The 22,478-nt window shown below is 36.2% G+C and carries 24 protein-coding genes and 1 riboswitch; of the genes, 5 read left to right on the top strand and 19 right to left on the bottom strand.

What is annotated here, in order from left to right:
* Nucleotides 1-117 precede the first annotated feature (117 nt).
* The 3 genes from ABC228_RS00120 to dnaE form a co-directional block, all read right to left on the bottom strand.
* Complete coding sequence (locus ABC228_RS00120; protein WP_345823057.1) at nt 118-747, bottom strand: FadR/GntR family transcriptional regulator; 630 nt, start codon at nt 745-747, stop codon at nt 118-120.
* Between the two features lie 53 nt (nt 748-800).
* Nucleotides 801-2,003, bottom strand: a complete 1,203-nt coding sequence (ystJ, locus tag ABC228_RS00115) for an NADP-dependent malic enzyme (RefSeq protein ID WP_345824138.1) — start codon at nt 2,001-2,003, stop codon at nt 801-803.
* A 126-nt stretch (nt 2,004-2,129) separates the two neighbouring features.
* Nucleotides 2,130-5,483 carry a DNA polymerase III subunit alpha gene (dnaE, locus tag ABC228_RS00110; RefSeq protein WP_345823056.1) on the bottom strand — a complete coding sequence of 1,118 codons (3,354 nt, stop codon included), beginning with the start codon at nt 5,481-5,483 and terminating at the stop codon, nt 2,130-2,132.
* 132 nt (nt 5,484-5,615) lie between these two features.
* Here dnaE and ytrH point away from each other — a divergent pair, with 132 nt between their 5' ends.
* From ytrH to ABC228_RS00095, 3 genes are all read left to right on the top strand, one after another.
* Complete coding sequence (gene ytrH / locus ABC228_RS00105; protein WP_345823055.1) at nt 5,616-5,948, top strand: sporulation membrane protein YtrH; 333 nt, start codon at nt 5,616-5,618, stop codon at nt 5,946-5,948.
* Nucleotides 5,948-6,439: a sporulation membrane protein YtrI gene (ytrI, locus tag ABC228_RS00100; protein ID WP_345823054.1), complete on the top strand. Its 492-nt coding sequence runs from the start codon at nt 5,948-5,950 to the stop codon at nt 6,437-6,439. The genes ytrH and ytrI overlap by 1 nt, the downstream gene beginning before the upstream one ends.
* 184 nt (nt 6,440-6,623) lie before the next feature.
* The gene (locus ABC228_RS00095; RefSeq protein WP_345823053.1) at nt 6,624-6,818 is read left to right on the top strand and encodes a YtzJ family protein; all 195 of its coding nucleotides are present in this window, start codon (nt 6,624-6,626) and stop codon (nt 6,816-6,818) included.
* A 36-nt stretch (nt 6,819-6,854) separates the two neighbouring features.
* Here the strand turns inward: ABC228_RS00095 and ABC228_RS00090 are convergent, their stop codons facing one another.
* A complete protein-coding gene (locus ABC228_RS00090) occupies nt 6,855-7,796 on the bottom strand; it encodes a DHH family phosphoesterase (RefSeq protein ID WP_345823052.1) in 942 nt (313 codons plus the stop codon).
* A 116-nt stretch (nt 7,797-7,912) separates the two neighbouring features.
* On the opposite strand from ABC228_RS00090, the gene ABC228_RS00085 reads away from it, so the two are divergent.
* The gene (locus tag ABC228_RS00085) at nt 7,913-8,209 is read left to right on the top strand and encodes a YtpI family protein (RefSeq protein ID WP_345823051.1); all 297 of its coding nucleotides are present in this window, start codon (nt 7,913-7,915) and stop codon (nt 8,207-8,209) included.
* Between the two features lie 25 nt (nt 8,210-8,234).
* On the opposite strand, the gene ABC228_RS00080 is transcribed toward ABC228_RS00085, so the two are convergent.
* The 15 genes from ABC228_RS00080 to ABC228_RS00010 form a co-directional block, all read right to left on the bottom strand.
* Nucleotides 8,235-9,542 carry a DRTGG domain-containing protein gene (locus ABC228_RS00080; protein ID WP_345823050.1) on the bottom strand — a complete coding sequence of 436 codons (1,308 nt, stop codon included), beginning with the start codon at nt 9,540-9,542 and terminating at the stop codon, nt 8,235-8,237.
* A gap of 77 nt (nt 9,543-9,619) precedes the next feature.
* Nucleotides 9,620-9,847 carry a hypothetical protein gene (locus ABC228_RS00075; protein WP_345823049.1) on the bottom strand — a complete coding sequence of 76 codons (228 nt, stop codon included), beginning with the start codon at nt 9,845-9,847 and terminating at the stop codon, nt 9,620-9,622.
* Nucleotides 9,848-9,949: 102 nt separating this feature from the next.
* Nucleotides 9,950-10,474 (bottom strand): hypothetical protein, encoded by a 525-nt coding sequence (locus ABC228_RS00070; protein ID WP_345823048.1) that lies wholly within the window; start codon nt 10,472-10,474, stop codon nt 9,950-9,952.
* Nucleotides 10,467-11,009: a hypothetical protein gene (locus tag ABC228_RS00065; RefSeq protein WP_345823047.1), complete on the bottom strand. Its 543-nt coding sequence runs from the start codon at nt 11,007-11,009 to the stop codon at nt 10,467-10,469. The genes ABC228_RS00070 and ABC228_RS00065 overlap by 8 nt, the downstream gene beginning before the upstream one ends.
* A gap of 16 nt (nt 11,010-11,025) precedes the next feature.
* A complete protein-coding gene (gene pilM, locus ABC228_RS00060; protein WP_345823046.1) occupies nt 11,026-11,940 on the bottom strand; it encodes a type IV pilus biogenesis protein PilM in 915 nt (304 codons plus the stop codon).
* 12 nt (nt 11,941-11,952) lie between these two features.
* A complete protein-coding gene (locus tag ABC228_RS00055; RefSeq protein ID WP_345823045.1) occupies nt 11,953-12,708 on the bottom strand; it encodes a prepilin peptidase in 756 nt (251 codons plus the stop codon).
* Nucleotides 12,709-12,776: 68 nt separating this feature from the next.
* Nucleotides 12,777-13,121, bottom strand: a complete 345-nt coding sequence (locus ABC228_RS00050) for a competence type IV pilus major pilin ComGC (RefSeq protein WP_345823044.1) — start codon at nt 13,119-13,121, stop codon at nt 12,777-12,779.
* Between the two features lie 37 nt (nt 13,122-13,158).
* Nucleotides 13,159-13,242, bottom strand: a riboswitch (cyclic di-GMP riboswitch).
* 43 nt (nt 13,243-13,285) lie between these two features.
* Entirely contained in the window at nt 13,286-14,485 is a 1,200-nt protein-coding gene (locus tag ABC228_RS00045; RefSeq protein ID WP_345823043.1) for a type II secretion system F family protein, read from the bottom strand.
* Nucleotides 14,486-14,488: 3 nt separating this feature from the next.
* Entirely contained in the window at nt 14,489-15,529 is a 1,041-nt protein-coding gene (locus tag ABC228_RS00040) for a type IV pilus twitching motility protein PilT (protein ID WP_345823042.1), read from the bottom strand.
* A gap of 14 nt (nt 15,530-15,543) precedes the next feature.
* Nucleotides 15,544-17,169, bottom strand: coding sequence for a GspE/PulE family protein (locus ABC228_RS00035; protein ID WP_345823041.1), 1,626 nt, complete (start codon nt 17,167-17,169; stop codon nt 15,544-15,546).
* Nucleotide 17,170: 1 nt separating this feature from the next.
* The gene (locus ABC228_RS00030; RefSeq protein ID WP_345823040.1) at nt 17,171-17,602 is read right to left on the bottom strand and encodes a hypothetical protein; all 432 of its coding nucleotides are present in this window, start codon (nt 17,600-17,602) and stop codon (nt 17,171-17,173) included.
* Nucleotides 17,599-18,003, bottom strand: a complete 405-nt coding sequence (locus ABC228_RS00025; protein ID WP_345823039.1) for a pilus assembly FimT family protein — start codon at nt 18,001-18,003, stop codon at nt 17,599-17,601. Before ABC228_RS00025 ends, ABC228_RS00030 begins: the two co-directional genes overlap by 4 nt.
* 161 nt (nt 18,004-18,164) lie before the next feature.
* On the bottom strand, nt 18,165-19,508 hold the full coding sequence (locus tag ABC228_RS00020) for a PulJ/GspJ family protein (RefSeq protein WP_345823038.1): 1,344 nt from the start codon (nt 19,506-19,508) through the stop codon (nt 18,165-18,167).
* 84 nt (nt 19,509-19,592) lie between these two features.
* Nucleotides 19,593-20,276 (bottom strand): metal-dependent hydrolase, encoded by a 684-nt coding sequence (locus ABC228_RS00015; RefSeq protein WP_345823037.1) that lies wholly within the window; start codon nt 20,274-20,276, stop codon nt 19,593-19,595.
* A gap of 140 nt (nt 20,277-20,416) precedes the next feature.
* A complete protein-coding gene (locus tag ABC228_RS00010) occupies nt 20,417-21,082 on the bottom strand; it encodes a PspA/IM30 family protein (RefSeq protein WP_345823036.1) in 666 nt (221 codons plus the stop codon).
* Between the two features lie 173 nt (nt 21,083-21,255).
* Here ABC228_RS00010 and ABC228_RS00005 point away from each other — a divergent pair, with 173 nt between their 5' ends.
* Nucleotides 21,256-22,350, top strand: coding sequence for a M24 family metallopeptidase (locus ABC228_RS00005; protein WP_345823035.1), 1,095 nt, complete (start codon nt 21,256-21,258; stop codon nt 22,348-22,350).
* Nucleotides 22,351-22,478: the final 128 nt, after the last annotated feature.

Genomic DNA, 22,478 nt, shown 5'->3' with positions numbered 1-22,478 from the left:
TTTTATTTATAGGATTTCTGTTAAATTACACCTAATTATATTACTATACAGCAAGTCTACCCAAAAAGGTGTCGTTTATAGTCGAAGAAAAAATAAAATATACTAGTTAAGAGATGATTACACATTATCCAATAATTCCTCTTCGTTAAACAAATCTTCTATTGTTGAGTATTGCTTATCTTTATAGGATGTAATTAACCTTTCATAAAATTCGAAAGAATAGTGGTCTGTAAAGTTATTTGCATATTCATTTACAAGTCCCCATATTCGTGAAAACAATAGATTCCCAGTCAACTCAAATATAAAGCTAAAAAAAGCAGCATGCTTCTCCTTTATGCTTGAATTGGGATTAGCCATTATTTGCTCTAGTTGTTCTATGTTCACTACAGCCACTTGGCTATAGGCTAATTTAGCAGCTTCCTTTTCCAAAAGCTTTTTTACAATTAATAATTCAAGTCGTGTTGTATTTCCCTTTAAAATAAACGACGATAATAATTCAACAGTTTGAAATGGACGGTACTGACTTAAAAAAGTCCCTTCACCATGCCTAGTTTCAATTAAGCCAATTAATTCCATTGCCCTTAAGGCTTCACGTACAGATGATCTACCTGCACCGAGTTTTTCAGAAAGTTCACGTTCAGAAGGTAGTTTGTCGCCAGCTTTCAAATTATTTGAATCGATATAATTTCGAATTTCTTGTAGGACACCATGATATACTTTTTGTTTCGGTGACATGGACACAACCATGTTTCACTCCTTCTTATACTTTCTACCTAACTAAAACGAACAACATCGAGGCATTACTTGATATTAGCTAACTTCCTTGTCTTTTCAGCAATCTCTTCAGGGTCAACATGAATTCGCGCAACACCTGATTCCATTGCTGCTTTAGCAACACTAGAAGCAACTAATGGCGCAACCCTTGCATCAAACGGAGCAGGAATTACATAATCTTCATTCAGTTCATCATCAGAGATTAAAGATGCAATTGCTTCTGCTGCAGCAACCTTCATTTTCTCATTAATTCTCGTTGCTCGCACATCTAAAGCACCTCGAAAAATCCCAGGAAAGGCTAATACGTTATTAACTTGGTTAGGAAAATCAGAACGACCAGTCCCTATTACTTTTGCACCTGCTTCTTTTGCATCTTCAGGCATAATTTCTGGGTCTGGGTTTGCCATAGCAAATATTATAGGGTCGGTATTCATTTTACGAACCATATCCTTCGTTAATGCTCCACCAACAGAAACGCCGATAAACACATCTGCTCCATCCAACATTTCTTCTAATGTTCCTTCTTTTTTATCCATATTGGTAAATTTCGCCACTGTATCTTTTACATCATTCATTCCATAGGAACGTCCTTCAAAGATAGCGCCCCTAGAATCACACATTACCATATCGCGGACACCAAAGTTATATAATAATTTTATAATAGCAATACCTGCTGCCCCCGCACCATTGGCAACTACCTTGATTTCTGAAAATGATTTTCCAACTAATTTTAAAGCATTAATTAACCCAGCAACAGTTACGATTGCTGTGCCATGTTGATCATCATGAAAAATTGGAATATTTGTTTCTTTCTTCAATCTTTCTTCTATAATAAAACAATTAGGAGCTGCAATATCTTCTAAGTTTACGCCACCAAATGTAGGCTCCATCAACTTAACTGTACGTACTATTTCTTCAACATCATGTGTATCTAGACAGATAGGAAAAGAGTCTACTCCGGCAAAGCTCTTAAATAATACTGCTTTTCCCTCCATAACTGGAAGAGCAGCTTCAGGTCCGATATTACCAAGACCTAATACAGCAGATCCATCACTTACTACAGCAACCATATTTCCTTTCATCGTATAATCATATACGGTCTCTTTACGATCATGAATTTCCTTACAAGGTTCTGCAACACCTGGTGAGTATGCTAAACTCAATTCCTTTGCATTACGCACCGGTACTTTTGCAACTGTCTCCAGTTTTCCTTTATTAGCTTTATGCATATGCAATGCTTCATCTCTTAAACTCACTTCTATTTCGCTCCTTTATGCAGTTGACCGTTAAAGTGGTCAGACCACTTAACTACTCCATTATAACAAATTGAATTATACTGTAAAGTTTCGTTTATATTACGCTTTTTCAAATACAACATTTGGCTTCCCGAAGTATTGATATAAGGAATTCAAACTGTTCTTATTCACCTGAATAAAGTAATCCTGTGCTAATTGATAGGTTCGCTTTTGTTCCTCATGATAGACATATATTGGTGTGGAACCAGGGTTTTCAAGTGCTATCTTCTGGATGATTTTTAACGCATCCTTACTCGTTTTCTCCGTGGTTTTAATAAACAATCTGTCGTTTGTACTGACTTCTAATATTTCCGGATTAAATGGCTCAATTTTGGTAAGCAACCACTGTAGCCTACCGTTTCGTCTTTCAATTTTTCCAGTGATAAACACCAGCATTTCTTCCTTCACCATTCTACTAGAATCGCGATAGAGTTCAGGAAATATAACAGCATCCATATCCTCTGTTTCATCACTTACCGTAACAAAAGCCATCGGTTCTCCCCGCTTCGTACGAATGGTTTTAATACTTTGAATGATTACAGCACTTTTACTATTGTTTTTACCTTCTACATGGACAGCATGGTTCAAAGCAATAAACCCATTTTCTCTTAGACTACCTCGATATTGAATTAGTGGATGACTTGAAACATATACACCTAGAAACTCCTTTTCATCCGATAGCTTCTTAATTTGACTAAAATCTTCTATCTCCACATATGAAGGATCTAAATCAAGTTCATCTTGGAAGAGATTAGGCTGATCGGAAAATTCCCGAAATAGCTCTCCTTGCTCTACCGCTTGATCAATTGAGGCTAATAAGCTTGCGCGATTGGTATACGTCTCATCAAAGGCACCAGCTAGTATCAGCGATTCAATAGTTGCTCGATTCACGAGCTTTGGTGATACACGCAGACAAAAATCAAATAGATTCTTGAATTTACCATGCTTTCTAGCTTGAATTATTTCTTGAACAGATTGATTTCCAATACCTTTTATTGCTAATAATCCCATTCGTATATAATTCTTTTCAACAGAAAACTTCCCAAAGCTTTTATTAATCGATGGTTGTCCGATTGGAATTTTTAGCTCTTTCATCTCTTTTATATACATATGAATTTTTTCATGTTGGTTTCCAATTGACGTTAATAATTCAGCATAAAAATGCTTCGGATAATGTGCCTTTAAATAAGCTAGCTGATACGAAATTTTACTATATGCGACAGCATGACTTTTCGGAAATCCATAATTAGAAAACTTAACAATCCAAGCAAAGATTTCTTCCCCTATATTTTTATCATACCCATTCTTAATACATCCTCGAATGAAATCCTCCTGCTGCTTGTCCATTAATTCCAGATTTTTCTTACTAACTGCACGCCGTAAAACATCTGCTTGTCCCAATGTGTATCCAGCAATATGATGGGCAATTTGCATGATTTGCTCTTGGTATATTAATACACCATAGGTACTTTCGAGAATAGGCTTTAAATCTGGATGTGGATAACTCACATTTTGTCTTCCATGCTTTCGTTCGATATAAGTCGGTATAAAATCCATTGGTCCAGGGCGATACAAAGCATTCACTGCTACAATATCATCAAAAACACTTGGTCTTAGCCGTTCTAAAACCTGTTTCATGCCATCTGATTCTAATTGGAAAACACCATTGGTCTTACCCTTTTTTAAAAGATCAAAGGTTTTTGGATCATTCTCAGGAATTTGACTTAAAAGAAGTTCTTTTCCTTCTTTATATTGAATGGATTGTAAAACCCGCTCAATAAGGGTTAAATTACGTAAGCCCAAAAAATCAATCTTTAATAATCCTATGGACTCTAAATCTGTCATGGTAAATTGTGTTAATGGTGTATTTGCAGCTCCCTTGGTTAATGGAACATGTTCCATCAAAGGTCTTTCACTAATGACAACACCCGCAGCATGTGTAGAAGCATGCCTAGGAATCCCTTCTATTACAGCTGCAATCTGAAAAAGTCGTTTCAAGCTCTCCGACGATTGTATATAGTTAGCTAATTCATTAGAGGACTTTATTATGCTCGCTAGTGACATATTCGTTTGATTTGGAATTTGCTTTAAAATAAAGTAAATATCCTGTTGGTCAACTTCCATCGTTTTACCCAATTCACGAATGATTGAACGCGCTGCAAATGTACCAAACGTAATAATTTGTGCCACATGATCGGGACCATATTTTTCTCGAACATACGCAATCACTTCATCACGTCTTTGATCAGAAAAATCAATATCGATATCAGGCATCGTTATTCTTTCTGGATTAAGAAATCGTTCAAATAATAAATCATGCTTCATTGGATCGACATCCGTTATTCCTAGCGTGTACGCTACTATTGAACCTGCAGAAGAACCTCTACCAGGTCCCACCATAATGTTCTGTTCTTTTGCATATTTAATAAAGTCCCATACAATTAGAAAATAATCGGAAAAATTCATTTTTTTGATAATCGTAAGCTCGTGGTGGAGCCTCGTTTTTATCGGCATCGTTATGTCAGTATATTTGTCTTTTATATTTTCTAAACAAATTTTTTCTAAGTAGTCTGCTGCCGTTGTATGGTTCGGTACCGGAAAAGATGGCAGCATTCTAGCACCAAAGTCAAACGTTACTGTACATTTATCTTCTATCGCTTTCGTTTCTTCTATTGCCTCTGGCCAGTAGGAAAAGATTTGTTCCATTTCCGTAGTAGCACGTAAATGTTGTTGGTGGTGGTTTAGCTTCACCTTGTTAATAGACCAATTTTTTCCTTGCTTCATTGCCTGTAAACAATCAAAGGCATAGACATCTTTTTCATTTAAGTAACACACATTGTTGATAGCAACTACATTTATCTTGTTTGAATCAGCATATGCTTTTATACCTTGATTTATGAGCTTGTCTTGCTCATTGCCGTGATCATCAATTCCGAGATAAAAATCATCAGCAGCAAATAAGGAGCTAAAGTATCCAAGAAAGTGGTCAAGCTGATCATAGTTCATGTCCAATACTAATTGCTGGACACTAGATGATTTGCTCGGGAGGATACCTACTAATTGGTCGGTATATGAATGGAGCTCGTCTTTTGTTATACCTTTTACTTGATTCGTTTGGATGTAAGAGCTTAGCTTTACTAAATTGTTATACCCTGCATTATTTTTCGCTAAAAGGATTATCTCTTCCATAGACTCATCAGCGTTTACTATTGTTGTAGTCATACCAATTATTGGCTTTATCCCGTTTTGTACACATGCTTTATAAAATGGAATTACCCCATGTAACACATTTTCATCCGTTATACTCAACGCAGAAAAATTTAATTCAGTTGCTTTCTTGATTAATTTATCTGTCGTAATTGTACTATTTAAAAAGCTATAACCTGTTTTCACTTGTAAATGCGTAAATGACATACTATCTCGCCTCTACTTTCTCTAACTCTATTATAGCCAATTTAATAGCCTTCTGTATATCAACAAACATAACACGTCCTATTTGAACATACAATGAAGGGAACACAGCTTTTAGGGTAAGGAGTATCCGTTATGGAAGAACGTTTCTTTGCACAATTCATTCACTGTTTCTTTATTGCATTTGGTGTAATTCTTGGTGGCACACTCATTGGAGGCATTGGGGCCTTTGCAACCGGGGATGCTCCATTTACTGAAATGGCTAGACTTGCGAGGAAGCTTGGAATATGGGGGATTGTAGCTGCAATTGGTGGTACCTTTGATGCGATTGAAAATCTGCAAAAGGGAATTTGGGATGGTTCCTCCATAGACCTACTTAAACAAGGGCTCTTAATTCTCTCTGCAATGGGAGGAGCTAAAACAGCGATGATTATCATCGGATGGTTAATTCAGGAGGACGTGACATAATGCATGTACCTCCCTATCATAAAAAACCAGGCTGGCAACGCTTCTTAGTAGGAATATTTTTTGGCGCATTACTAGCCTATTGGGTAGTGATGTTTATGTATGGGACGATGTATGAAAGATTGTTAGAAGAAAATAGTAGCATTAGTAAAGAACTCGATGATGCCCAAAGTAGGATTGAAGTGTTAGAAAAAGACAATGAGAAATCAAATCAGCCAACTACAGTTGAAGAGGTTCATTTAGAAATTTTAAATGCTGAGGAACTAAAACTGGATACGTTGCTTCAGCATCAGTTGGAAAAATTAGTAAAGGAAGAAGTGGAAGCGATTATCGGTAAAGATATTCAAGCAATCGCTGAAAATGACGACCTATTAGTAGCTTCTATTGAAAATAAGCCCTTTAAAGTTGATGATTTTACATACAATTTTGAGATAAGGAGATTAATAATTGCTCCAACTGTTAAAATCGTTACGAATGCTGATATTTCAAATTAACCATGTACATGCACCTTTTCTTCCTTTTTGGCATATGCTTAAGGGTGAGATTTTCATTTTCCTCTTAATTATGTGAACGTTTCATGAAACAAAGCGCATTATAGTAGGAATTATTGGGAACTTCAAGTAAAATAGAGGAAAAGATGAATATCCATTCATATAATTAAGAAAGGGGAGGATTCGCATGTTAATAATGAATGAAAGACGTATTCGCGACCGTAAGATTGAGCAATTAAAAGCCGGGCGTACTGCATATGCAGAATCCAAGGAAGTAATTCGCTTAATTAAAAGGGATATAGAGAGAAACGGACTTGATGTGTATTATGATGAAACACCATCTGGATGTTGGTTTATACCAGTCAAAAAGAAAAGTAGCTAATAAGTGCTGATTTCAAAAGAGAAATCAGCACTTTTTTTAGTAATAATATTCTTCTATAACTTGACGTAAATCTTGAACTACTTGAGAAGCTTCATCCCACGAGTATACAGATGCTCCAGAAGCCATTGGGTGTCCCCCACCATTATATTTTGCTGCAACGCCATTAATAACAGGACCTTTGGAACGCAATCGAACTCGGATTTGGTCTTCTTCCTCAATAAAGAATACCCATGCCAGAATGCCCTCTACATCTCCGAGTGTACCAACTAATTGCCCTGTCTCCAAAGCACTGACATTATATTGGTGTAAAATGTCCTGTTTTAATTCAACAACACTTAAGCCATCGTCAGTAAGACTAAAGTTTTGTAATATGTAGCCTCGAAGTCTTGCAATATTGTCTTTCACATTATATATTCCATCATAAAGCTTTGAACGATCAAAGTCATACGTGACAAGTTCTGCAGCGTACTGCAAGGTTTTTTTCGTTGTACTAGGAAATAGGAATCTACCTGTATCTCCTACAATTCCACCATAAAGTAATCTGGCAGCAGCATCATTCATTTTTAAGCCATCTGCTTGGATAAAAAAGTGATAAATCATTTCACTAGTGGAACTTGCGGAGGTGTCCACCCAGCTTATATCACCATACGCATCTACATTTGGATGATGATCGATTTTAATAATTTTGTCTCCTAAGGTATATCTAGCATCATCTATACGCCCAGTGTTAGCAGTGTCACAAATAATAATAAGCGCATTATGAAATACCTCATCCTCTATTACATCCATCTCTACTAAAAATGTTAAGGATGGGTCATTCTCTCCTACAACAAATACTTGTTTATCCGGGTAGGTTGTTTGAATTATTTCTCGCAAACCAGCTTGTGAGCCTAATGCATCCGGATCTGGACGTACATGCCGATGGATAATGATAGTCTGATATTTCTTGATTGCTTGTTGGATTGCTTCAATAGACATGTGGCATTCTCCTTTACTGTTCAAAATATTATCACATAATAACTGGCTAATTTATAAGTAATAATGCTACAATATGGAATGAATTATCTTCGATTTGAATTTAGGAGTAGATACATATGATCATTTTTCCAATCGTAATCGTTCTATCCATTGTATTGTACCTATATTATAAAGTTGCAATCTTGAAAACAAGGGATGGATTAACACAAGCATACTTTAATGCAAAAGCTAGAATATGTCTTGGTATTTTTATTCTATCATTTGGAATAAACCAGTACATATTCTATCAAACGAAAGTTTCACTATTTATCGGCATGTTATTTGTTATTCTTGGAATCTTACAGCTTATTAGAGGTGTTAGAGAAACAAAGCATTACCGAAATGAGTGGAAACGATTAAATCCAGCTGACTAGTCCTTACTAGTCAGCTTTTTTATGATTAGCGATCCATAATTTGTGCCATTAAGAGCGCTTTTCCAACTAGCTTCTTTTCGTTATATACTTCCACGTCAATTTTCGCATAAATTCTTCCTGCCTCAAGCAATAGTGGCTTAATTAACAAATTAGAGTCAATAGGCACTGGTTTTAGAAAATAAACGGTTAAATTTTCTACTACCAAATCGCCCTTTTTAAGTTGGAGTAGCAATCTACTACTTGCTTCCGTTACAAGTGATGTAAACACGCCATGAGATAATGTACCTAACTGATTGGTCATTTGAGGAATAACCTTTGCCTGGAAAATGGTTTTATCCTCTTCAAGTGATACGACATTGTTTTTCACAATGTCATCAATTGTTTCACCAATTTGTGGTTGACGTTGAATTTGTTGCAGTGCCTTTAGAACATCTTGTCTAGAAACAATCCCAATTAAGGAAGCAGACTCATTGACAACCGGTACAACCTCAATCCCCTCCCAAACCATCATGTGTGCTACATATGCAAGGGAGGTTTTGGATTGGACCACGATAGGATTTCTCGTCATAACCTTCTCAATAGATGTCTCTCGTTCTTTTCCAATAATATCTTTTGATGTCACAATACCGACAACTCTATTTTTTTCATCTAAGACCGGAAACCTCGAATGGGCAGAGGCTTCATTTACTTCATACCAATCCCGAATAGTATCGCCAAGTTTTAAGTATTGTGCCTGCTCTGAGGTTGTACAAATATCCCCTACTAATACTATCTCTTTTTTGATAAGCTGATCATAAATTGCGCGATTAATCATAGCCGCTACAGTAAATGAATCATAGCTTGTAGAAATAATAGGAAGCTGCTTTTCATCAGCTAAGCGTTTGATATAGTCCTCTGTATCAAATCCTCCTGTAATTAATACTGCAGCTCCTTCATTAAGAGCTAGCTCATGTGCTTTGACACGATTTCCAACGATGAGTAAAGAGCCTGCCTCGGTATATCGCATCATCGCATCTAACTGCATGGCACCAATAACAAATTTATTTAAGGTTTTGTGCAGCCCTTCACGACCTCCAAGAACTTGTCCATCGACAATATTAATGACCTCTGCAAATGTAAGCCGATCAAAGTTTTCTTTTTTCTTTCGTTCAATTCGAATTGTTCCAACTCGTTCAATAGTACTTACTAACCCAATGTTTTCAGCTTCTTTAATCGCTCGATAAGCTGTTCCTTCACTCACATTCAAGTTCTTGGCAATTTGTCTGACAGAAATTTTACTTCCAACATTTAATGATATGATATGTTGAATGATTTGCTCATGCTTTGTAGCCATTCGGTTCACCGACTTTCAACTGTACTAGTCACAATATGTAACTATATTATACAGATGAAACTTAATAGGCTCAATGTTTAAGAATCTGTTTGTCTTATTTTATCATATTCCTGTTCCATAACTGGTGGCTCTGAAAGATGTAGTAGCGTAGCAAAATTCGCTCCCATAACAAATACAAAGAACAATAACCAAGCACCCCAAAATACCATTTCTAGCTGTGATTCAGCTGCTGGGATTAATGGCCAAGCAAAATATAAAAAGAAAGCACCTAATAATAAACGAAGTATCGCATAATGTCTCAACATAACCCCTCCTTTATTGCTTTGTAATAGTTTATGAGATGGCTATTTCAAACAGAACAAGCATGTCTTTTTAAAACAAACAAAAAAAAGACAGCATTTGCTGTCTTATTCGTTGATTTGATAGAAGGTCGTGAAGGTAACAGAAGCAAATATGCTTTCTTCCGATTGACTAATGTCGAGTGAATCGACTGTCATAAGCCTTTTACTTTCCAAAAGGGTATTTAAAAAGATATTCATATCGTAAAGATTTTCTGACTCCAACTCAAGTGAATATGGTGCCTTTCCAATCGTATCACTTGGTTCAGATTGTTCCAAAGCCCCAATATACGATATTCTTACATTGGCTTGGTTCCCTAGTTGATATAAACGTTCTATTACGAGATCAGGTGATTTTTCATTTGGAATCATCTCAATTATCTCGAAAGGTTCCCTTTGACCTTGTGTACTTTCTTTTTCCTTTGATATTCGTTCGTAAATAGCTTCGTGTGTTGAGACCTTTTGAATTAACAGATTTTCTTTTGTTTGTAAAGGCTTTACAATCGAAATATATAGTCCAAAATACAGTAATATCGAAAGGATTAATATACCTATTGCGATTAGGAAATGTTTTTTTGACCAGCTTCTACTCATCTTCGCCAAGCTCCTTTTTGACAGCATCCTCACTATAATAAACGGTTATGGTTGCTTCATATCCAGTTGCTGCACTACTTACACTAGTCAGTTGAACATCTTGAACATAAGATCGATTTAGTATAAGGGCTACAAAATTTGCTACAGCTGTTAAATCAGAAAAGCGTGCTTCCAATACAAATTGATCTACCTGTACATTCTGATAACTAACAAGGTGATTTGGGTCAATCAACAATCTTAGCGTATCCTCATAAATTGCAACAGTCGGTAAAGACTCCATTTTTAAAGTATCCATCGTTTCTTGAAGCTGCATGAGATTCTTTGATCCATTCATACCATCTTGATTCGAAGAGATGTGGTCCTCTAATTGTTCAGCATAATCTGTTTTACTTGAGATGGACTGCTTTAACTGAATACTTTGCCATAAGATAGCACTTATTACAGAAATAATTAGAAGTAATGCCATGAAGCCTAATAAGTAAGGAGCAATATTTTTCTTTTCTTTTTTTTCTAGAAAATTAATCTCTACGTTCATCCATTGCTCCCTCTCTTCAAATTCCTTCTTTTAAAGCTAGCCCTAGTACATCAATATATTTTAAATCGTCCACTTCATCTGTAAATGGATGGATTTCGGTTGAAAGTGATTGCCTTAAGGTGTTTTTCACTTGTTGAAGGTATGGAAAATCACCTGTCAATAATATTAAATTGATATCAGCTTGCCCCTTCGATATGGAATATTTATAAAAATCAATAATACGGTTTATTTCTACACTGTACTCATTTATCGTTTGTTCAATAGTTTCTTCACTTAGATCATTACGATGTTCCATCATCTCCACTTTAATGTAACGGGTAAACACGGCTTTATGATGATGAAATGCTGTTAATACAAGAGCATCCCAATTCCAATGCACATGTAATATGTGGTCTTTATTTAGCTCACTCTGTTTATAAAAATAGCGATAAACAGAGAGTGATGTTAGGTCAGCCACAATCGGCCTCAAGCCAGATTCTCGGAATAAGCCCGCAAAAGCATCAATTTTATCTTTTGGGTAGGCATAGAGCAGAATACTTCTTTCATGATTATTTATGTCCAGGAACTCAATTTCAAGGGCAGGGTTGGCAAATGGCAAATAGAAGCTATGCCCGAGCTGTGTCTGTACATAACCTAAAGCCTCTGATTTTGTAAGCCCTGCAGGTATTTGCAACTGTCGAATCACAACAGAATCATCTGGTAAACAAAAACAAATATTTTTACGCTTCCATTTCTTCTGTTGCACAAAATCTATAAGAATATTTCGTAATGTCGTCTTATCTACAATGTTCCCATCTTTGATTGTTTCATGGGGAAGCGGTATTTCACCTTGGTCAATCACACGATCAAGAGATGCATTTTTATGATAAGAGTAACGCAAAACATGATTTGTGATAACAATATTTACTCTGTCCTTATTCATTACTCCCATGCTATCACCTTCTTAAATAATAGTTGATACATACCAATTTATAAGTATATCACCATAAAAATAGGTAACGATTGCCGCCACAACGATATAGGGGCCAAATGGTATTGGTTGCTTCCGATGAATTCGATTAATCCATAGCATTAACAACCCAATAACAGCACCAATTACACATGACAGGAAAAAGGTAAGTAGCACTTTTTTAATCCCTAGAACGATGCCAAGCACACCAAATAGTTTCATATCTCCTGCACCCATGCCACCGTTACTCACAATAATAATAACCGCAATAATGGCAAACCCTAAAGTAGCACCTATAATAGAAGACCACCATGGCTCAAGTGGTTCTAAAACTCTAAGCACAATAAATATCGGCAAGAAAAATAGCAGAACCTTATTAGGAATAAGCATGTACTTCATATCAGATACAAATACTATCACAAGCATCGACATGAGGAATAATGCGAGTATTAGTTCCACACTAAGCCCTAATTGTGCATAGCTATGCGCAAATAAAAACCCTGTCACTAATTCCATTACGGGATAAATAAAAGAGATTTTTGCTTTGCAATGGCGACATCTTCCACGTTGAAATATGTATGAAAATATAGGAATGAGTTCATACCAATTTAATATATGGCTGCAATTCGGGCAGATAGAGCGATCATTGGTAAATGATTTTTGCTGTGGGAGCCGTAGCCCTACAACGTTAAAGAAAGAGCCAAAAAGAAGGCCTAATCCAAAAAATAGGATAAAATATACTGTATTCATACACAATTCTCCTGAAATAATCTTTATGAAAAAAGCCTTGCATTGGATGTGCAAGGCTTTTTATTTAATTATTCATATTCTGCAAGACCATTTGCATCTACACTTACGGTATCTGCTCCATCATAAGTATGATCTCCAGCCGGATCAGGAATTTCTGTTAAGAACCCTTCCGTAACTAGTTCATTTATGGTATACGTTCCATCTTCGCCTAGATCAAGTCCTGATACAAAAGCTAATCTTGCTGCATTTTCAATTAGCTCAACATTCGCTTCGTGAGCATCCTCTTCTGAGTTATTGATAATGTTTCCAATAGCAGGAACCGCGATTGCTAATATAATACCCAAAATTACAATGACGGCAAGTAATTCAATTAGTGTAAACCCTTTTTCATTTTTAAAGATTCGCTTAAACATGTAATTTCCCACCTTTTACTATTATTTATGCTGTATAAACATAGTTGGTCGGTTGCACTACTTACTCCGAACTATCCAAGTGCCCATATACAGATAATTCATCTTCGTATCCTACTTAAGTCCTAATATTAGTATAATTCAAACTTCGACCATTATCTACCTTTTTATTGAATATTTTCAAATAATGAAAACATTGGAATCACAACTGCTGCAATAATACTTCCTACTATAAATGTTAAAATAATTATCATCAGTGGTTCTATTAATACTTTAATCCGATTAGATAATTGCTCTACTTCCTCTTCATAGAACTCAGCAGCTTTTAATAACATTTGATCTAATGTACCTGTTTTTTCTCCAATTTGCATCATTTGAATGATGAGTGGAGGAAATGCCCAATGTTCTTTTAAAGGAACTGTAATCGATTCTCCTTGTTCCAATGATTTTCTCGCTTCTTTCATAACACCTTTCATCACTCGGTTATCTACAACATTTTCTGTAATTTCAACCGATTGTAAGATAGGAACAGCACTATTTACTAATGTACTTAATGTGGAAGTCAGTCGCACGAGTGTACCCTTATGAACAAGTAGACCTAAAACTGGTATTTTCATTTTAACAGCATCCACCCTGTAAGCAAAAGACTCGTTCTTCAAAAGGTATTGATATAACAAAATGATGCCGATAACCATAAGAAACAGAACCCACCAATAAGTTCCTAGCCACTCACTAATAGCTAGTATAGCTTGTGTAAATGGGGGAATTTCTTCTCCAAAGGAATCAAACATGGAAACAAACTGAGGAACAACAAATACTAGTAAGAAAATACTAAGGAACACGGTAATTATTCCCACTATACCCGGATAGAGGAGTGCCGAAACAATTCGTTGCTTATTTCGGTAATCTTTCTCATAATAATCCGCCATATCATTTAGTATTTCATCAAGCTTCCCACTTGCTTCCCCTGCATGAATCATGTTTACAAGAAGAGTTGGGAATATTTTCGGATGCTTAGCCACAGCTTTAGATAAGGGGTCTCCTCTATCTAAATGCTTATCAATAGCTAGTAGCGCGTTCTTTAATACCGTGCTTTCCGTTTGTTTAGCCATGGTCTTGGTTGCATCGGAAATTGGTATTCCCGCGTGAATTAAGGTTGAATACTGTCTGAGGAAAAGAATAAATTCTTTATTCTTTACTCTGTTCGATAAGATAATATCCCTGTTCCAAATGGTTGCTTCACGTAAGTCCACTACAATAAGCTTTTTCTTTTCTAGTTCCTTTAATGCTTCTTCCTTATTATCTGCCTCCAGCGTTCCTTTTACTCTCTCGCCGGTCATTTTTTTTGCTTGATACTGAAAATTCAAGGCTTAATATCCCCTTTCCTGCATAAAAGGAGCTGCGGTTTCCATCGCAATTTCATTCTCTTGAATGAGCCTTCTTAAATCCATCTCTAACGTATGCATTCCGATTTCTCGTGATGTTTGAAGAACGCTCTGAATCTGATGTAATTTTTCATTACGAATTAAATTCTTAACCGCTGGTGTATTAATCAGTACTTCTGTTGCAACCCTTCTACCCAATAGGTCTTTCGATAATAATAATCGCTGTGAAATTACAGCTTTTAAAATAGTAGAAAGCTGAATCCGTACTTGGTCCTGCTGCTCAGAAGGAAAAACATCAATAATCCGCTCAATGGTTGAAACTGCATCTGTTGTATGCAATGTACCTAGAACTAAATGTCCTGTTTCTGCAGCTGTAATGGCAGTTGAAATAGTTTCCAAATCCCGCATTTCTCCTACCATAATAACATCCGGGTCTTGCCTTAGGCTTGCTCTTAGACCACCTGCGAAGCTATTCGTATCAAATCCAACTTCTCGTTGATCAATAACCGATTTGTGGTGCTTATGCATATATTCAATTGGATCCTCCAAGGTAATAATATGCTTGGCCACACTTTGATTCATGAAGTCAACCATGGATGCTAATGTCGTACTTTTCCCACTACCAGTCGGTCCTGTAACGAGAACTAACCCCTGAGGATTTTGAACAATTTTCTTGGTTATTTGTGGTAAGCGCAATTGCTCAATCGAAGGAATTTCTGTCGGAATAAGCCGTATTGCCAGTGATAGCTCTCCTCGCTGATAAAAGGTATTAATTCGGAAACGTGATACCCCGCTTATTCCATAAGAAAAATCTAGTTCACGCTTTCTTTCTAGCTCATTCCATAGATCCTCAGGTAATATTTCCTGCACAATTATTTTTGTAAAGGATGGCAAAATTTTCTCTTTATCTTGTTCCATTAAGTTACCATTCACACGGTAAATAGGGGCTTTACCGATCGTAAGGTGTACATCCGATGCATTCATTTGATATGCTTCCTGAAGCCATTTATCAAATTTTTCTTTCATGGTAATTCCCCCTTTCAAATACTTATAGAAATTTGCATTATTTCTTCCATTGTAGTGATACCAGCATTTACCTTTTCTAAACCATCTTGAATTAGAAACTTCATCCCGTGTTCGCTAGCATATTGTTTGACTGCTTTCATAGTTGCACGATTTAACAGCATTGTCTTTAATGTTTCATCCAGAACAAGCACCTCATGTACGGCAACTCTTCCTCTGTATCCTTGTTGATGACAGCTACTACATCCTTTTCCATAGTATACATGGTCAACTTCAAAACCGTATTTATGAAAGATATCTTTTTCCATCTCCGTTGCTTCTCTTTCTGTTTGACAATCACGACATATTCTGCGTACTAATCGTTGAGCAACCACCCCATTTAATGCCGATACTACTAGATACGGCTCCACTCCCATGTCAATAAGCCGTGGAACGGTATCAATGGCACTGTTTGTATGCAGCGTACTAAAAACCAAATGGCCGGTTAATGATGACCGAATTGCAATTTCTGCTGTTTCCTGATCCCGGATTTCTCCTACCATAATAATATTTGGATCCTGCCTTAATATGGAACGTAAGCCATTTGCGAATGTTAATCCAATGGAACTATTAACCTGCACTTGATTAATTCCCTTAAGCGGTAGCTCCACCGGGTCCTCAACCGTTACAATATTCACATGCTCTTTATTCAAGTGATTGATGGAAGCATATAGTGTAGATGTTTTTCCGGAACCAGTAGGTCCAGTTAAGAGCACAAGACCTGTCGGCTGTGTAATTAATTGTCTATACTTTTGATGGTTTTCTTTCGTAAGGTTTAATTCACTTAGCTGCATTAAGGCATTATTTAAATCCAAAACACGTATGACTACTTTTTCTCCGAAGACAGTTGGAAGACACGAAATACGTAAGTCCACCGGTATTTGATCCACGTTCATTTTAATCCGACCATCCTGAGGTAATCTAGTTTGTGTAATATTTAAATCAGCAAGTATCTTTATTCTGGCAACCAGTGCATTTAGTAATTCCTTCGGCACCAATTTCTCTGTTTGTAACCTACCATCTATACGATAGCGAACATAGACATTATCCTCTTGTGGGTCAATATGAATGTCACTTGCCCTTAACCGAATAGCACCACTTAATAATTGATCTAATAACCTAATTACTGGTGCTTCATCCTCACCCTCTATAAGGTCTATATTGATTCTATTGTCCTCTTTAAAATAATACTTATTAATTGCGAATAGGATATCATCTTTCGTAGCAATGACTGGAGAAATACTTAGTCCAGTTGAAAGCTCTAAGTCATCAATTATGTAATAATCCATTGGGTCTTTCATTGCGAGCAGAAGTGAACGACCTTGTATTTTTAATGGCATAATAAAATTTCGCTGTGCTACTTCTTTCGATACAAGCCCAAGCACTTGTTCATCAACCGGATATTGATATAAAGAAACTTGTGGAATACCCAATTGGAATTCCAACACCTCAATTAACTGTCTTTCCGTTATGTATCCACGTTCTAATAATGCATCTCCAAGCTTTTGGGAAGGCTTCTTGTTTTCCAGTGCTTCATTTATTTGCTTACCAGTAACTAGACCCGCTTCCTGAAGTAGATCACCTAAGCGTTTTCTAGTAGCCATATTAATCACCACTTTCTATCGTAATGGTAATGGAAGAATCAACCTCCGTTACTTCTCCTAATGCTTCTCCAACACTCGTAAAATCAATTTCCATTTCCGACTCTGATACATGATGTAAAGAGTGCTGTTTGATCCAAAAACTAAAATCACCACTATTATCCAATAGAATTTTTTCCTGTAAAGGAATGTCAGGTAATACCACTTCATTAGAGTCTGAAAATGCTTCCGGCATTGTTTCTTCCACATAAGCATGATAATAATCGATTCCCATTGCTGCAATTTGCTCCGCTATTAGTTTCTTCTCAGTCAAGGTGATTTGTTTTGTCGTATTCAGAATTTGATAAAAAAGCGTCAAAATAAACAGCAATACTAAAGTAATCATTAAAAGCGTCATGACCAAAGTGGCACCTGATTCTTTATTTGAATTCATCATGATTGTCCCCCTATCGGAACATAAGTAAATGATTCACTCACCATTTTATCTGTATAGATTTGAATATTAGTTCGATAAAGGTTAACTTGTTCTTCTTTACAAATTTGCAAGTTAACTTTATATGCCATATCATTCACAAAATATGTATCGTATTCAATGGAATCTGGTTGTCCATTACCACAGGTAGTACTGGTTAGTTCTGTAAAAAATGTTGAGTCATTTTTTATATCATAGGCCACTTGACCCAGTAAATTACTAGCAACCAATTCATCATCTGCTTGATTCGTCCAATTAACAATTTGTGAAAATATTGGAATAAATACCGTAATAACCATTGTTAAGATGGCGATTGTTGCAAGTAATTCAATCAGGGTGAATCCATTACGCTTCACACGTTTCATAGTAGATTTCACTCCAAGCATAAGACTTTTATCCTAATTATAGCATGTTGAAAGGAGGAAAATACTCAAAAAAGGTAAAAGAAAAGGGATCGAACCGATAATCCTATTCTTCTTTTACCATTTACAAGTAATCATTATTCTATTAACAGAAAAATGTCATATTAAGGTTGTAGAGGAAAGTCTACTTCATTCTTGATATATTCACCAATCTGACGAAATTCTATAATAGTACCACCACTTACGACATAAAAACCGTCCCTTGAGATTACCATTCCTTCAAATGATGCACCATTAAAGGTAACACGTCCATTAGGGGCGATAAGTATACCAGAAAATTTTTTAATCCAGCTATTTCCACCAATTGTAATGTCACCTTTACTCACGATAGTAAAATTCGTGAAACTATCGATATATTTCCCTACGTTTGCGTTATAGTGACTATCTATTTGTATATTTACACCAAAAAGCTTAACATTCTCGTTCCCTTTTATCGTCTTGGTAAAACCATGTTCTGTGTACCAATTATCTTCTCTCAATGCTGGTAATTCAAAATCTGGTACGCTCTCCATTGCAACATTCTGCTGTTTAATTACCTTAGACAGAATCTGTTGACTATAGCTTGAAGGATGTACTAAATTACCAGTATAATAAATGGCAGAATCACCTACTAATGTTGGTGTCCATCCTAATTCAACACTACCATTAACGTAAACATTGCCGTGTATCTCCGCATCCTTTAATCTAAAATTGCCATTAACGTAAACATCACCATAAATTTTTCGTCGACCACTCCACAATGTTAAATCGCCATTTACTACAATTTGTCCTGGTGTGTTCTGAGAGCCGAATCCAGCACTACCTCTATCAAAGAATACGTCTCCATTTACATATAAATTGGAAGTATTATTCAGGGCACCTCCATTAACTTGACTAGTATCTAAGTCTCCTTGAATAATAATAGAAGCATTTGGACCATTTACCTGATTCCCTTCAAACACAAATTGGGAACCATATATAAATACATTGTTATCTCGTAAATAATCATAGAAATCCTGGTTTTCATCTTTTCTTTCCAGCACAATGGATTGCGTAGCTCTACCTTTTATGGTTGTTTCAACTGTAAAGGAATTATTTTCTCTATCAAATATTGTTAGCACTACAGACAGATCCGCAGTTGGATTGATATCTTCTACACATTCATTATCTTGATTTAACATATTCGTGTTTAGACCTAGGTCCATGACGATGTTTCCCTCTGATAATAACTCATCATAACAGACACGATACTCATTTACCTCTTCAAGATGCTGTGCTTTTAATACACTTACAATGCTGTTTGCTTCTTGTCTTAGGCGGATATTCGATTGAGTCGTATCATTATATTGAATTACTGAAAGAAGGACATTATATCCCAGTCCAATTACCAATGACGCTATTGCTAATACAGCTAATAATTCCACTAAAGTAAAGCCATTTTCAGCAGATTGACTTCGTTCACTCATCATTTACACCACTTTTATCAAAAAGAATATCCTACTAATGTACTACTATTCTATCACTAAAAAACTTAAGCAATATAGCTTAAGTTTTTAATTAAATTCTATCTGTTCACCTGGATTCACTACTTTTGCCTTCCCTGTTTTAACTTTTTCAACAAAAGCAACTGGATCCTGTTTAATGACTGGGAATGTATTATAGTGAATTGGCACAACTACTTTTGACTTAATCCAATCTGTTGCAATAAGTGCATCCTCTGGCCCCATCGTAAAATTATCTCCAATCGGTACAAAGGCCATATCAATATCATGCATCTCACCATACATCTTCAAATCAGTGAATAGAGCAGTATCCCCTAAATGATACAACGTTTTATCCTCAACCGTGAGCAATATTCCAGCTGGCATTCCCGTATATATAATTGTTCCATCCTCTTCCGTGAATGAAGATCCGTGGAATGCTTGTGTAAACTTCACCTTACCAAAATCAAAAGCACGTGATCCTCCGATATGCATGCCATGTGTTTTTACACTCTGAAGTGCTAAATAATCAGCTAGTTCATTTGGCGCAATAACCATTGCATCATTTCTCTTTGCAATTTCAACTGTATCTCCAACATGATCATTATGTCCATGCGTTAATAAAATATAATCCGCTTTAACCGTATCAGCCTGCAAATCACACAAACTGTTTCCAGTGATAAAAGGATCAATTAAAATTGTAGAGCTACCTGTTTCCACCTTCACTACCGAATGTCCATGATAAGAAATTTTCATTGTACCATCCTTTCTAAATCTTTATTATTGTATTCATTCTATCTATTTCACAAAAAATCCTTCTTAAACCATAAAAAACGGCACTTCAATTATCATTTTCTAACAATTGAAGTGCCGTTTTTAAGATGCATCCTTCGATTCTATTCTTTCCCCATAGCCCTCTTTAGCTCAGACAGCTCTTCATCAATACTTGAATCAAACTTCTTAAACTCATCATCTAATGTTCGACTTTGACTGGACAGATCCTCGCTTGTCTCTGCCTCTGCTTCAAAACGAAGAACCTTCTCTTCCATTCGATTGAAACCACGTCTAGACGCATCGCCACCAATAGAGGACATATTGCGATTTATTTTTGTTCTTGTCTTTGCAGACTCTGCACGAGCTTTTAATGTATCCTTCTTTAAATTCATTTCCTGGTATTCTTTTTTCATTTCATCAAGTTTATTTTTTAATACAGTTGTGTCATTTTTAGCTTGTTCATATGATTCTTGCAAAAGTAAAACTTGTTTTTCATAATCCTTTTTTTCCTCTAAAGCACGTTTAGCAAGTTCATCTTCTCCAGCGACTATAGCTTTTTCAGCTTGTGATTGTCTCTTGTTAACCAATGCCTGGGCATCATCAAATTTTCGTTTTAAAATCTTTTCATTCGCAATCTGCTTTGCAACTGCTCCTTCAACTTCTTGAATCTCTTCTCCCATTTCTCGCATAAACTGATCTAACATTTTAACCGGGTCCTCAGCTTTATCCAGCATCGCATTTAATTCGGAACCAACAATTGTCTTCATTCTTTTAAAAAAATTAAACATATGCACCCTCCAAATTATTTTGACTTTAAATTACGGTATACCTTTAGTACGAATTAATACGAAAATAGTTTCAGATTTAAGGAAAGCTTATCTTTACCTCAAATGGCACAATTAACTTCGTTGTACACATCCTCTTAAACAGTCTATAATATGAAGTAAAATGAGGTGAGAAAATGACAAGAATGGAAACATTATTAAACGAATTAACAACTAATAACTTGGATAGCATCCTAATTAGTTCACCTGCGAATGTGTATTATATGAGTAATTATTATACAGACCCGCACGAGCGAGTAGTAGCTGTTTATCTTCATCAGGAAAGTGATCCTGTACTTATCCTACCTGCAATGGAGCGAGAAGATGCAAAATCAGCAGGCTGGGAGCATCACATTATTGCCTATCACGATCATGAGGATCCATGGCAATTATTTCTAGCATTTCTAAATGAACAAGGAAAAATACCTACATCATTAGGTGTGGAAGAAGATGTGCTGACATTAAATCGATATCATCAAATAAAAAGTATTCTACCAGACACAGCTGTTAGAAATGCACAGGAAGTATTGGCATCTTTACGAGTTATTAAAAACGAGAAGGAATACGAATTACTTAAAAAGGCAGCTGAATTAGCAGATTTTGGCGTCCAAACCGGTATTCAAGCGTTAAGAGAAGGAATTACGGAGTTTGAAGTAATTGCCACTATTGAATATGAGCTTAAGAAGAAAGGTGTTCAGGGTATGTCATTTTCTACAATGGCATTATTCGGAAACAAAACCGCTTCCCCTCATGGAACACCTGGAGCAGCTAAGTTAAAAGAGGGTGACATGGTTCTATTTGACCTTGGTGTCATTTATGAGGGGTACTGCTCTGACATAACACGTACTGTTGCGTATAAATCCATTACCGATGAACAAAACAAGATATATCAAACTGTTCTAGAGGCTCAATTAAAAGCAATTAATGCGTCGACGACCGGAACCATTGTAGGAACCATTGATACAATAGCTCGTGACCACATCGAAGGAAATGGTTATGGAAAGTATTTCAACCACCGTATTGGACATGGATTAGGAATTGAAACACATGAATATCCTTCCATACACGGTAAAAATACCTTACCATTACAAAAAGGAATGTGCTTTACCATAGAGCCAGGGATCTATGTGCCAAATACAGCTGGCGTCCGAATAGAGGATATGATATTCATGACAGAAAATGGTGCAGAGACCTTAACGAAGTTTCCTAAAGAATTACAAATTATTAAGTAAAAAAGAGGCTGGGACAAAACCCCAGTAAAATAAAAAGTGGTGTTCACCAAAACCGGTGAATACCACTTTTTTTGCACACAAAAAGGACACCTTTTGATAAAATTAAAGTAACCACACAATAATTTACG

It is taken from the genome of Ornithinibacillus xuwenensis, assembly GCF_039614845.1.
GTDB lineage: Bacteria > Bacillota > Bacilli > Bacillales > Amphibacillaceae > Ornithinibacillus > Ornithinibacillus xuwenensis.
This window is presented reverse-complemented; position numbering and strand designations above follow the sequence as displayed.